At 61.6% G+C, this 13,163-nt stretch carries 10 protein-coding genes and 1 tRNA gene; 7 read left to right on the top strand and 4 right to left on the bottom strand.

Going from position 1 to position 13,163, the window contains the following annotated elements; translation table 11 throughout:
- Positions 1-274 precede the first annotated feature (274 nt).
- The gene (locus DEM26_RS07625) at positions 275-538 is read right to left on the bottom strand and encodes a hypothetical protein (protein WP_146194441.1); all 264 of its coding nucleotides are present in this window, start codon (positions 536-538) and stop codon (positions 275-277) included.
- A 277-nt stretch (positions 539-815) separates the two neighbouring features.
- The gene (locus DEM26_RS07620) at positions 816-2,417 is read right to left on the bottom strand and encodes a hypothetical protein (RefSeq protein WP_146194440.1); all 1,602 of its coding nucleotides are present in this window, start codon (positions 2,415-2,417) and stop codon (positions 816-818) included.
- On the opposite strand from DEM26_RS07620, the gene DEM26_RS07615 reads away from it, so the two are divergent.
- From DEM26_RS07615 to DEM26_RS07590, 7 genes are all read left to right on the top strand, one after another.
- Positions 2,407-2,856 (top strand): DNA-binding protein, encoded by a 450-nt coding sequence (locus DEM26_RS07615; protein WP_109172068.1) that lies wholly within the window; start codon positions 2,407-2,409, stop codon positions 2,854-2,856. The two genes, DEM26_RS07620 and DEM26_RS07615, sit on opposite strands and share 11 nt — an antisense overlap.
- 61 nt (positions 2,857-2,917) lie before the next feature.
- The gene (locus tag DEM26_RS07610) at positions 2,918-3,181 is read left to right on the top strand and encodes a hypothetical protein (protein WP_109172067.1); all 264 of its coding nucleotides are present in this window, start codon (positions 2,918-2,920) and stop codon (positions 3,179-3,181) included.
- Between the two features lie 226 nt (positions 3,182-3,407).
- Complete coding sequence (locus DEM26_RS20655) at positions 3,408-3,953, top strand: type I restriction-modification system subunit M N-terminal domain-containing protein (RefSeq protein ID WP_233243051.1); 546 nt, start codon at positions 3,408-3,410, stop codon at positions 3,951-3,953.
- Entirely contained in the window at positions 3,946-4,929 is a 984-nt protein-coding gene (locus tag DEM26_RS07605) for an N-6 DNA methylase (RefSeq protein ID WP_233243050.1), read from the top strand. The genes DEM26_RS20655 and DEM26_RS07605 overlap by 8 nt, the downstream gene beginning before the upstream one ends.
- A complete protein-coding gene (locus DEM26_RS07600; RefSeq protein ID WP_109172066.1) occupies positions 4,926-6,224 on the top strand; it encodes a restriction endonuclease subunit S in 1,299 nt (432 codons plus the stop codon). Before DEM26_RS07605 ends, DEM26_RS07600 begins: the two co-directional genes overlap by 4 nt.
- A 36-nt stretch (positions 6,225-6,260) precedes the next feature.
- Entirely contained in the window at positions 6,261-7,397 is a 1,137-nt protein-coding gene (locus DEM26_RS07595) for a DUF4268 domain-containing protein (RefSeq protein ID WP_109172065.1), read from the top strand.
- Positions 7,397-10,501 (top strand): type I restriction endonuclease subunit R, encoded by a 3,105-nt coding sequence (locus DEM26_RS07590; RefSeq protein WP_109172064.1) that lies wholly within the window; start codon positions 7,397-7,399, stop codon positions 10,499-10,501. The genes DEM26_RS07595 and DEM26_RS07590 overlap by 1 nt, the downstream gene beginning before the upstream one ends.
- 266 nt (positions 10,502-10,767) lie before the next feature.
- Here the strand turns inward: DEM26_RS07590 and DEM26_RS07585 are convergent.
- Both DEM26_RS07585 and DEM26_RS20345 read right to left on the bottom strand, forming a co-directional pair.
- Positions 10,768-10,857: transfer RNA gene (locus DEM26_RS07585), tRNA-Ser, on the bottom strand.
- Positions 10,858-11,057: 200 nt separating this feature from the next.
- The gene (locus tag DEM26_RS20345; protein WP_088723293.1) at positions 11,058-13,163 is read right to left on the bottom strand and encodes an ATP-binding cassette domain-containing protein; all 2,106 of its coding nucleotides are present in this window, start codon (positions 13,161-13,163) and stop codon (positions 11,058-11,060) included.

Below are 13,163 nucleotides of genomic sequence, written 5' to 3'. Positions count from 1 at the left end.
CGAGTTTGTGGATTAGGCGGCACGGAAAGTAAATACCGCGCGGTCGTTTCGATAGGCCTAATAGCTTGCGGAAACTGCCTTCCGAACCAAGGCGTGTAGCCCGAGGACTTCGCCCGAGTTTGGCAGCGTTAGCTGTCCGCACGGAGTGTCGCTCGTCTTGGTGGGTTGGATTTGGAGTGCCATCGCTCGTCGTGTTCTCTCGACTGGCAGCGTTTGGAAATATGCGATGTCTTGCGGGTGCCTGTCGATGCCCAACCCAAATGCACGAAGCGTTTCAGTCCCCTGCTTTTTGCGCATGAACCGCGGCGCGATACGCCGCGACATCTCCTTCTGTGGGCATCTCGCCGGCTAGCGCTTCGCAAGCCTGAACATTTCTGAACGGCAACGCGGAAAGGGCCGCAATCTGTTCCTGAGACATATTGGCGGTGTCCCGCAGCGCACGAAGTTCCATCGCAAGTGCGATTTTGTCTCGAAATGCGGCCTCGCGCTCAGCGATCTCCGGGCGCACCTCAAGCATTTTGTCGCGAAAGCTTTTCATAAGCTAAGCTTAACACGGTTCGGTCGTGCTTGGGAGCTGCGAGTTCCCGAGAGATTGAGCGACGGGTGCGATTGACCTACCGCGACTCTTTCATCCAGCAGGACCGTAGCCCGGTTGGTGTTGAGTGATCGGAGGTGCGTCAGAGTGCTGCCGGTTTCTGGGTCTGGAGGTGAGTTGGCAAGGAAGTCGTCATGGGCGAACTTCTCCGTAGAACAGCTCCCAAGACGTCGTCCTAACCCAGTGGTTCCCCTTGTTGTGGACACGGACCTGTCCAGCATCAGCATGTGGGCGGTTCTGGCAGGGTGCCGGATTTCAGGCGTTTGTAATAGGTGCTGCGACCTATGCCGAGGTCCTCCCACGGCCTGGTGCGCGACGCGCTGTTGACGGCGAGCCAGTTAGTCCGCGACTTCGCTCCCGTCCGCGCGCGGCGCTCGCGCTCTGCGGCTGCTCGTCTTTCCCTGCGGATCTTTGCGGGAACGACTTGGCGGAGGGCGAGCTTCCGGGCTTCCTCGCCGGAAATGTCGAGCATCTCCGCGATCCGATCGCCTGAATAGTGGTATCTGCCGTCTGCCAACACGCCGGTGCTTGTGCTGCCGCTTGCCTGTTTTTCGGCGGCGCGAATGATGGCGGCGACTTCCTTGTCAGGCAGATTGGGAGTTCCGCGCCGCGCCGCTTCGAAGATTTCCTGTTCAATATCCTCGATATCTGGATCGTGAGTCAGGGCAGTCGCGTATAGGTGGAGCCAAATGTTGCGGCGGCCTTCCTGGATTGTGCCGCCGTGTGACATGCGGATCTTGTCGAGATCCTCCCTGATTAGTTGGAAGCGTGCCCTTGGTGACAGGCCGCGCGGTGTGCTGGCGCCCGCTGGGGTCTCAGGCGTAGACTTGGCGGCTTTCGCTCGCGCGACCATCAGTTTGGCTCGCGTCGGGCGACCGCTGGCGCGGAAGATCGCATCGGATAGTGTATCGAAATCGTGGCGCAAGCCAGAACCACCCTCGACCCGGACCTGCTTGCCTGACTTTTCGTTACGACTTCCAGGCAACCGAAAGACCCGGGCCGGGTCGCGGCTCGCGCGGTCGGCTCCGAAGTTTGCAAGGACCTCGTTCAGAGCCGTTATTGCCGCTCGCCATCGCGGCAGGGCGGCCGGGGGCATCTCGTCGATAAGCCAGATCACTGCCGTGCCACGGCCACTGTTCAGCAATACCGAGGGCTCCGGCACGTTTGCGATATCGAGGGTGTCAAGAATAGCGGCTTTGACTTCGCCGGATTGGTGCACCCGCCAACACGCCGTCTTGTGCCAATCGAGATCCGCATAGAGCGCGTTAAGCGCTGCGAGTTGTCTGGCGCCGCGCCGTCTATGGAAACGGTTGAGGGATATGTATGCGCGGCCGTCGAGTAGACCCGGCAACGCGAGGTTAAGCGCGGACGGCGAAGCACAGAGGCTGCCCGGAATCTCTTCTTGGAACCACAGTAGCGCCGGACGACCGTGATGCCCGGTCGGATGGAGCAGGTCAACATAGCTCTCGGGAGTTAAGTCGGCGATCGAGGGACGGGGCGCGTAGGCGCGAGACGTGAGGCTTTGCATGCCACGTAAATGAGGCGAGAGGGGCAAAGCAGAAGCCGATTTTCGGCGGTGCCATCGCCCCCCCTTTCGAGGCCAGATCCGCCAGTGCCGGTGACTTTCAAAATGACAAAACAAACCGACATACAAACCTGACGAACAAACTTTCAAACAGACCAAACAATACGACTTTTCCTCTTTGATTTTCCGCATTCGAAGGCCCGATGCTTTCTCGCATTTTCGTGTTTTGTTCTCACCGAGGCAGGCCCAACTTCCCGAAACCATCAAAGACTGGAAAGGAAAGAAAATGGCGCGCAAGCCGATCTTTACGGAAGAAGAAATCATCGAAGCTGGCAAGGCTCTCGAGGCAGAGTTGGGCGCACCCGTTTCGGGCTGGCAGATCCATCAAACGATGGGTGGAGTTGGCAGGCCGTCGCGGGTCGAGGAGGCGTGGCAAAGGCACCTCTCTAAGCGGGAGTCGGCGGCTAAAAATGTGGTGGAGGTGCCGCTGCCGCGCCCATTGCAAGGTTCGCTTGAAACCGCGGTGGAGCGGCTTCAGGTCGGGGTCGAAAAGCTGCTGCGGGATCAGCGCCGCTCGCTCATCGAGGAACACCAGCGCCAGCTTGAACTGCAGCAACGCGATCATGCTGACGAGCTTGCCAAGGCGCAGGCTGAGGTCGAACGCCATCGGCACGAGGTGATTTACCTGCGCTCGCTTCTCGATGCGGACGAGGAGGTCGAGGACGAGCCGAAATGATCACCGGGTGTCCCTGTCCAAGACAGCATCTCAATCACACTGAAAACTCAAAAGCACCGAAATGAAAACCTTGAACAAAACTGAAATCCTGAATCTGATTGTTGGCATCGACCGCGACATGTATGGCAATCCCCGCTACTTCATCCCTGCCCACGCTCTCCCCGTGGAGCGCGGCTCCATCGCCGCCCGTAAGATTGGGCTTACGAAGAGCCGAAGCGGGAAGCGTGGCCCCGGCTTTGTCTTCAAATCCTACGATGTTACGGATGACGTGAACCGCATTGTTGACGCGTTGTCTGCCGACGAGACGATCGCAGGTGTGGCATGATCAACGAGGAGGTCTTTGACGAGCTGAACAAGCCCGCTGGTTACATGCATGGGGTGGTGTCAGAGACCTCAAAGCACCTCTTCTCGGTGTCTCGTGGGCGTCCACCAAATACGAGAACTCCTGCTCGATGGATTGATCCCCGCCGGGATTCAGGGCACGTTCTCCAAAAAGTTGTCTTCCTTGTCGGCTTTGTGACGAGGGGGATACCGAGAGCAGGGATTTCAAAGTGAGCATTGAGAAGACACTCTTCGCGGCAGCCGACAAGATGCGTGGCGCGATGGACCCAGGCGAATACAAGCATGTGGCCCTTGGCCTACTGTTCCTGCGATACGTCTCGGCCGCCTTCGAGAAAATGCACGAGCAGCTCTCGAACGACGACTACGCTGACGCCGAGGACCCCGAGGAATACATTGCCGAGAACGTATTCTGGGTGCCCGAGAAGGCACGCTGGTCCTACCTCGCTGGCCACGCCAAGGATCCCCGGATCGGTGTCATAGTCGATGACGCGATGCGGGCGATCGAGGCGGACAACACCTCCCTCAAGGGGGCGCTGCCGAAGGTCTATGGCCGCGAAAGCCTCGACAAGTCGATCGTCTCTGGCCTCATCGACCTCTTTACCAATCTCAAGCTCGACGGCACCGGCGCTGATTTTGACCTGATCGGCCGCATCTACGAATACTTTATCGGCGAGTTCGCCTCGAACGAGGGTAAGAGGGGGGGGCGAGTTCTACACCCCGAAATCCGTCGTCGGCACGCTGATCGAGATGATTGAGCCGACCCGCGGGCGCGTCTACGATCCCTGCTGCGGCACCGGCGGCTTCTTCGTCCAATCCGAGAAGTTCATCGACGCCCACTCCGGTCAGAAGGCCGACATCGCCATCTACGGGCAAGAGCGCAACCACACCACGCTTAGCCTCGCCCGCATGAATCTCGCGATCCGCGGCATCTTTGCCGAGCTGCGATGGAACCAGGAGGGCACGCTCCTGCGTGACGCCTTCCCGGACGAGCGCTTCGACTACATCCTCGCCAATCCCCCTTTCAACATCTCCGACTGGTCCGGCGACCTGCTCCGCGAGGATCGGCGCTGGGCCTTCGGCACACCGCCGGTCGGCAACGCGAACTTCGCCTGGCTCCAGCACATCTACGGCCACCTCTCTGCCTCCGGCGTCGCCGGGGTGGTGCTGGCGAACGGCTCCATGTCGTCGATGAGCGGCGGCGAGGGCGATATCCGCCGCGCGATGGTCGAGGGCAACGCTGTAGACGCCATGGTGGCCCTGCCGGGGCAACTCTTCTTCGGCACCCAGATCCCGGCCTGCCTCTGGATCTTGGCCAAGGACAAGTCGAACGGCGTGGCGATGAATGCGACCCTGCGCGACCGGCGCGACGAGATCCTGTTCATTGACGCTCGCAAGATGGGTGCCCTGATCCCCGGTAGTCGCAAGCAGAAGCAGCTTTCGGACGACGAGATAGCGAAGATTGCCCAAGCCTATCATGCGTGGCGGGGCGAGCCTGAGGCTGGCGCCTATGCTGACGAGCCCGGCTTTTGCAGGGCCGCGACGCTGGAAGAGATCCGAAGCCACGACTACGTGCTCACCCCGGGCCGATATGTTGGCGCCGGTGCTATCGAGGAGGACGACGAGCCCTTTGAAAACAAGTTCGAGCGGCTGACCGCGACCCTGCGCGAACAGTTCGCTGAGGGACGGCGGCTGGAGGCCGAAATCGAGGCGCGGCTGGGGGCGGTGGGATGAAGTTTGGGGACCTCTACGCTGAAGCTTCGAGAAATGGCCTCACGAAACCTAAGAAAGTGCGGGGTGAGGGTTTTAAGTTCCTGAACATGGGTGAGCTTTTCGCTCACCGAAGGGTTAGCAATGTGCCGATGGATCGAGCTCCGCTGACAGAGAAGGAAAAGAGTCGTTCCATACTGGAGCGCTACGATTTGCTGTTTGCACGCCAATCCATGGTTGCAGCTGGCGCAGGAAAGTGCTCGGTTTTTCTTCACGACGACGAACCAGTCTGCTTCGACAGCCACCTTATTCGCGTCCGCTTGGATCAAAGAATATGCAACCCACTGTTCGCCTTTTATTTCTTTGAAAGCCCTGTCGGCAGAGAGCTCATCCATAGCATCACCTCACAGGGCGCTGGGGTGGCTGGCATCACCGGTTCGGATCTTCAAGGTTTGGACGTTTCCTTTCCGCCCTTAGTGGAGCAAAATGAGGTCGCCGCCACCCTCGGCGCCCTGGACGATAAGATCGAGCTGAACCGCAAGACGACGGCGGCGCTGGAGGAAATGGCGCGGGCACTCTATCGGTCATGGTTCGTCGATTTCGACCCGGTCGAGGCCAAGGCCGCCGGCCGCGCCCCCGTCCACATGGACGCCGCCACCGCCGCGCTCTTCCCCGACCGCTTTGGCCCGGACGGACTTCCGGCGGGGTGGACGAAAGCGAGCCTTCTCGATCTGGTGACCCTGATCTCCGGCGGCACGCCCAAGACGTCTATTCAGGAGTATTGGGATGGAGACATTTCATGGGCCAGTGCCAAGGATGTCAGTCAGTGTAGGGATGCTTTCCTCGTTGAGACCGAGCGCACGATCACAAGACTGGGGCTTGAGAATAGCAGCACGAAGATCATTCCAAGGTTCGCGACCGTGGTTGTTGCTCGTGGCGCGACGACCGGGCGGGCGTGCATGTTCGGCAATGACTTCGCGATGAATCAGACCTGCTACGCGTTGCATTCCAAGAGAGGCCAGCCCTTCTTCGCGAACTGCCTCGTCATGGATGCGATCCCCGAAATCGCATTGTCTGCCCACGGCTCCGTCTTCGACACCATCACGACCAAGACGTTGCAGACCGCCACTGTGAACTCCCCTCCGGTTGCCATCCGCCAAGCGTTCGAACGTGAGGTCTCCCCCATGTTTCATCGTATCCTCCAGGTCATCAACGAAAGCTGCACCCTCGCCACCCTCCGCGACGCCCTGCTGCCCAAGCTGATGTCTGGAGAGCTCCGCGTGCGGGAAGCCGAGCACCAGATCGCTGAGGCGGTCTGATGCTCTCAGGTTCCCAGTGTAGAAGGTAGCAGTGCAATGTTTCAGGTCGACCGCCCCTCCAACCGCCTCCAGCGCCTCGAGAAACGCCGGTTCGCCGACCTCAACTTGCGCGAGCGCGACCACCTCCAAGAATGGCTTGCCAACCAGCCGGATGCCCTCGGGGAGGATCTCCTGATCATCCAGAAGGAGTTCGACGGTTTCGCTGATACTCGTGAGCGGCTCGACCTGCTGGCGTTGGACAAGGAGGGGCAGCTCGTCATCATCGAGAACAAGCTCGATGACAGCGGGCGCGACGTGGCCTGGCAGGCGCTGAAATACACGGCCTACGTCTCAAGCCTGACCAAGGCGCAGATCGTCGACATCTACCAGCAGTATCTTGATCGTTACGCAGGTGGGGGGAATGCCGCGCAGCTGATCTGCGAGTTCCTCGAGGAGGAGGAACTGAGCGAGGTTGTGCTGAACCCGGGAAACGACCAGCGCATGATCTTCATCGCCGCGAACTTCCGCAAGGAAGTGACGGCGACTGTCCTTTGGCTGCTTGGCCATGGCATCCGGGCGCAGTGCTTCAAGGTGGTGCCCTATGTCTTCGGCGAAGAGCTCTTCATCGACCTCCAGCAGATCATCCCGACGCCGGAGGCAGCGGACTTCATGATCGGGATCGCCGCGAAGGAAAGTGATGAGAAGATCGCCGCGGGCGAAATGAGGACGAGCCAGTCGATCCGGCTGGACTACTGGGGCATGGCGCTGCAGGCGCTGCACGAGGCCGGAGTAAACCTCTACCAGAACATCAGCCCGTCGAAGGACCACTGGTTGAGTGCGGGGTCCGGGATCTCGTCCTGCCCCTTCGCACTGATCCTCCTCAAGTCGGAAATCCGGGTCGAGTTCACCTTCGGCCGCGCCGACCGGGATGAGAATAAGTGGATGTTCGACGAACTGTCGAAGTATCGTGACGAGATTGAGCAGGATTTCGGCGCCGAGCTGGAATGGATGAGGCTCGACGACAAGAAGGCCTGCCGGATCCACTATGGCCAGCGGTGTGACGGCTATCATAGGGAGAACTGGCCGGACTACGTCGCCTGGCATGTCGAACACATTCAGCGCCTCGAGAAGGCCATGAAGGGGCCACTCGGGCGCGTCTCCCAAGCGTTCAAAGCGCGGGGCGGGCACAACTGATGGCGTTCATCTCGGAAGCCGAGCTTGAGGCGATGTTCCTCGCCAATCTCAAGGGGCAGGGCTTCGCCGTGCTTCACGGTGCCGAGGTCTCACCGGAGATGCGCGCACCGCTGCGGGAGAGTTTCCGTGATCCGATCCTGTCGGTTTTCCTGGAGCGATCCCTACGCAAACTGAACCCACATCTGCCCGACAGCGCCATCAACGAGGTCATGGCACGGCTTAGCGATACCGTGTTCGTGGGTGATCCTATCCAGGAGAACAAACGTCTGCACGAAGCGCTGCGCGACGGTGTGCCCATCACTTACCTACGCGATGGCGAGGAAGTGGGGGACCGTGCCCGCTTGGTCGATTGGGACGACGGGCTGAACGAATGGCATGCCGTCAACCAGATGGATATTGTCGGAAAGACGCCGCGGATCCCTGATGTCATCCTGTTCCTGAACGGCCTGCCGATCGTCGTGGTCGAACTCAAAGGCACCGAGGGCGCCGATCTGCCGGCGGCCTTCAACCAGGTAGAGACCTACAAGACTGACCTTCCCGACCTCTTCCGCACCAACCTGATCTCGGTGATCTCGGATGGATTCAGCGCTCGCTACGGATCTCTCTCAGCCGATTTCGAGCGTTTCATGCGCTGGCGCACGGTCGATGGCGAGACCGTGGTGAAGGGCCACGCGACGCTGGAGCTCGACACGCTGACCCAAGGGCTCCTGACTCGCCGGACGCTCCTCGAGCTACTGCGCTGGTTCGTGGTCTTCGAGGACGAGGGCAAGGGGCCGATCAAAAAGGTCGCTGGCTACCACCAGTTCCATGCCGTCAGGAAAGCCGTGGAAACGGTGCTGGCGGCGCGCGGTGGCGATGGTAAGGGCGGGGTGATTTGGCACACCCAGGGCTCCGGGAAATCGCTTCTAATGGCCTTCCTCGCCGGACGGATGATGCATCACGCCGAGATGCAGAACCCGACGCTTCTGGTGCTGACCGACCGCAACGACCTCGACAATCAGCTGTTCGCCACCTTCGGCCGTTGCATGGGGATTCTGGGTGAGGCGCCGGTGCAGGCCGATAGCGTCGCTGACCTAAGGACACTCCTGAACAGAGAGGTCGGGGGTGTCGTCTTTTCCACGATCCAGAAGTTCCGGCCCGATGCCGGCGACAGCTTCCCGGAACTCACGGCGCGGTCCAATGTCGTCGTCTTGGTCGATGAAGCTCACCGCACTCAATACGGCTTCGACGCCAAAATCGACCGCGAAACGGGCGAGGTCCGCCATGGTCTCGCCTACCACCTGCGCAGCGCACTTCCGAATGCGGTTTTCGTGGCCTTCACCGGCACGCCCGTGGAACTTGTAGGGGCGAACACCAGGGGTGTTTTCGGCGACTATATCGACGTCTACGACATCGCCCAGGCGGTCGAGGACGGCGCTACCGTGCCGATCTACTACGAGGGCCGGGTCGCCAAGATCGAGCTTGATGAGAACATGATCGCCTCGATCGACGAGGAGTTCGACGAGGCCACAGAGGCCCTCCCCGAGGAGGCAGCGGGCGCCGCGGCAAAGAAATGGGCGCGCGTGGAGGCCCTGGTTGGTGCTGACAAACGGCTCGACGCGGTCGTAGCCGACATCCTCCAGCACCTCGATGCGCGTCTCGAGGCGATGGACGGGAAGGCCATGATCGTCGGCATGAGTCGACGAATCTGCGTCGAGATCTACGACCGGATCGTCGCGGCTCGGCCCGACTGGCACGGCGAGACCGACGATGTCGGCCAAGTGAAGGTGGTGATGACGGGCAATGCGACGGACCCGGCCGCCTTCCAGCCGCACATCCGCTCGAAGGCGAGGCAGGAGACGCTCCGCAATCGATTCAAGGATCCGAAGGACGAATTGAGGCTAGTCATCGTCAGGGACATGTGGCTGACCGGCTTCGATGCCCCGAGCATGCACACGCTCTACGTTGACAAGCCAATGAAAGGCCACGGGCTGATGCAGGCGATCGCCCGGGTTAACCGCGTCTTCCACGAAAAGCCCTCCGGCCTTGTCGTCGACTACATCGGCCTCGCTGCCGAACTGAAGTCCGCACTCGCCTACTACTCGCAAGGTGATCGTGATCAGACCGGCATCGACGAGCGCGAGGCCGTCGCCGCCCTCTTCGATGCTCTCGACGTGGCACGAAGCCTTTTCCACGGCCTCGACTATGCTCTGGCTCTCACCGGCACGGCCGAGGACCGCCTGCGTCTTCTGCCTGCCGCCATCGACCACATCGTGCGGCAGGCCATCGAAGACGAAACGACCGACGAAGATGGGCTCGAGGCGAAGCGGTTCCGCGATGCCGTGGCGGCGCTGGTCCGCGCCTTCAAGCTCGCTTCCGGCTCGGCAGAGGCGAAGGCACTTGCTCTCGAGATCGGGTTCTTCGTTGCCGTGCGTGCCGGGCTCGACAAGTTGGGGATCGGGAAGACTTCGAAGACCGGGGGAGCGGATTTCGCGATCGAGCAGCTCGTCAACAAAGCCGTTGCTTCGACCGAGGTCGTTGACATCCTGGCGATGTGCGGTGTTGATCGCCCAGACATCAGCGTGCTGTCGGACGAGTTCCTTCTTGAGCTCCAGCAGATGAAGCGCAAGAACCTTGCGGTCGAGGCGTTACGCCAGCTCCTGAACGGCGAAATCTCGGCGCGCACACGCACCAACGTGGTCCAGCAGGAGGCCTTCTCGAACCGCTTGCGTCAGGCGATTGCCCGCTACCACAATCGCAGTGTCGACGCCCTTCAGGTGATCCAGGAGCTGATCGAGATCGCGAAGGACCTTCGGAAGGAGCCGGATGACACGCTCAGCCAGGAGGAGCGGTCTTTCTATGACGCTCTGGCCCAGAACGAGAGCGCGGTTGAAGTCATGTCGAACGAGGAGCTGCGTATCATCGCTGCCGAACTGGTTGCCACGGTGCGCCGGAACGCTGGGGTCGACTGGTGGCGGCGGGAGAATGTCCGGAGCAAGATGCGCGTCGCGGTGCGCAAGATCCTCCGGCGCCATGGGTATCCGCCGGACTTGGAGAGCGATGCCGTGAAGACCGTGATTAGGCAGGCGGAAGCACTGGCTCAAAGCGTCAATGATTCCCAATAGGTGCTCCGGACCATTGTGAAAGCAGGTTTGGCGTTTGGCACGATGATGAAGCTTCGACGTTGGGCGCCGCGTAGGAGAGGGCGGATGTCGTTAGAAGCTGAAGCGCGGGAAGAGATTGGTTCTTAAAGAAATCAGGCCATCAGAAGATGAGTGCGTCTCAACGAAAGTGTAGCAAAATGTGTAGCAAGAAGCGCGGCTGGAGCCACTAAATCCGGCTGGAACCTCTGCAAAATAAGGGGTATGGTCGCTCTTGCTATAAGGGCAAGTGGCGGAGACGAAGGGATTCGAACCCTCGAGACCCTTCCGGGCCTACTCCCTTAGCAGGGGAGCGCCTTCGACCACTCGGCCACGTCTCCGCGGACCCGTATAGGGATCGTCTCGGGGGGAGACAAGCGGTTTTTCGACGGAATTTCTGGTGGTTTGCGATTTCTCTCGTGTGGGGCCGAACGGGCGCGGGTGGGGCGCGCGGCTCGGCGTCGGGCAGGGCGCTGGCCCTCATGAAAAACGCGCGCGAGAGGGCTCGCGCGCGTTACATCGTCTTGGCTCGTGGTTGGCTCTAGCGGGTCGTCTCGCCGCGCCGGCGCACCACCACGTCGACCGTGATCGACGCGAGCAGCACCGCCGCCGTCGCCATCAGCTGCACCGCCGCCGGCAGACCCAGAAGCGCCATGCCGTTGACGATTGCCGCGATCACGACGCCACCGAGGATCGCGTGGATTGGATGACCGCGCCCGCCGAACAGGGACGTGCCGCCGATCACCGCGGTCGCGACGACATAGAGCACGATCGTGCCGCCGTCGAAGCTGGTGGAGATCGAGCGCAGGCGCGAGGCGTAAATGATGCCGCCCAGACCCGCCGTCGTCGCCGCCAGCGTAAAGGCTGCGGTCCGGATCAGGCGCAGGTTGATGCCCGCCCGGCGTGCAGCCTCGGCATTGCCGCCGATTGCGAGGACATAGCGGCCGAATTTCAGCCGTCCCAGCAGGAAGGACCATGCCAGCAGCACCGCGAAGACGATCGGGATCACCCACGGCATCCCCGAGAGCGGGAAGCGCGCGACGCCGCGGTTCATGTTCGAGATCGTCACCAGCACGATACCCGCGATCACGGCCGCGGCGATCTTCGCGATGGTGAGGCCCATCGGCGGAGCGACGAGGCCGCTCTTGCGACGTTTCGCATCCTTGCTGAAGGTGAGGATCGCGAAGACGAGAACCACGGCGCCGGTCATGAGCCAGCCCATCAGCGGGCTCAGCGTGCCATTGGCGAAGTTGTTGATCGTGTCACTCGCCACAGGGATCGTCCCCCCGGCGCCCAGCAGTTGGATCATCAGACCGTTGAAGCCCAGAAGGCCCGCCAGCGTGACGACGAAAGAGGGCAGTTTCAGGCGCGTGATCAGCGAGCCCTGGAAGATGCCCAGAACCGCCGGCACCGCCAGACCTGCCAGAACCGCCGCCCACCAGGGCCAGTCGGAGCCCGGTGCCACCAGCAGTGTCGCTACCGTCGCCCCGATCCCGGCGACGAAGCCGAGCGACAGGTCGATCTCGCCCAACAACAGGACGAAGACCTGTCCCATCCCGATCATCATGAAGACCGAGCCCTGGACGAGCAGGTTCACGATGTTCCCCGGCGAGAGGAATTTCGGGTTCTGCAGCTGGAAGATCAGCGAGATCAGCACGAAGCCCAGAAGAACCGGGAGCACGCCGCTTTCGCCTGCCTTGATCTTCGCCCAGGTGCGCGAGAGGTAGCTCGAGAAGCTCTGATCCTCGGTCGTGGCGCCCACCACGGCAGAGGGGCCGCTTTCGCCCGATGCCTCGCGTTGCGCCGCGACGTCCTTGGCGTTCTCTGCCGCGATCGAGGCGGCGGCGCGCATCGCGCCCGGCTCGACCACATGGTCGGATTTGCCCGTGGTCATCAGCTCGACCACGCGTTGGGTGTCGTATTCCTCGATCGGGCCCTGGCTCACCATCTCGCCCAGACGGAGGATCGCGATCCGGTCGGAAACTGCGAAGACGTCGTTGAGGTTGTGCGAGATCATCACCACCGCGAGGCCCTGATCGGCGAGGCGACGCACGAGTTGCAGCACCTGACCGGTCTGGGCCACGCCGAGCGCCGCCGTGGGCTCGTCGAGGATCACCAGTTTGGAATTCCACATCACGGCCTTGGCGACCGCGATCGATTGCCGCTGACCGCCCGAGAGCGCCGAGACCGGCGCGCGGATCGAGCGCAGCGTGGTCACGCGCAGTCCTTGCAGCGTCTCTGCTGCGGCGCGCTCCATCGCGTCCTCGTCGAGCATCCCGTTGGTCAGGATTTCGCGACCCAAGAACATGTTCTGCACGACGTCGAGATTGTCGCACAGCGCGAGATCCTGATAGACGACCTCGATGCCCAGCTCCGCACTGTCGCGCGGCGAGCGGACGCGGACCTCGTTGCCTTCCCATTCGATCACGCCGCCATCGGCTTCATGGATGCCGGCGATGGTTTTCGTCAGCACGGATTTGCCCGCGCCATTGTCACCGACCAGTGCCGTCACCTCGCCGGGGCGCACGTCGAAATCGACCCCGCTGAGCGCCTGCACTGCGCCGAAACTCTTTTCCAGACCCCGAATGCGGAGGATCGCGTCGCGATCCTCCGCTTGGGACCCGGTGCCGTTGCCCGTGTCCATCAT

The organism is Thioclava sp. NG1 (assembly GCF_003122275.1).
GTDB classification, from domain to species: domain Bacteria; phylum Pseudomonadota; class Alphaproteobacteria; order Rhodobacterales; family Rhodobacteraceae; genus Thioclava; species Thioclava nitratireducens.
This window is presented reverse-complemented; position numbering and strand designations above follow the sequence as displayed.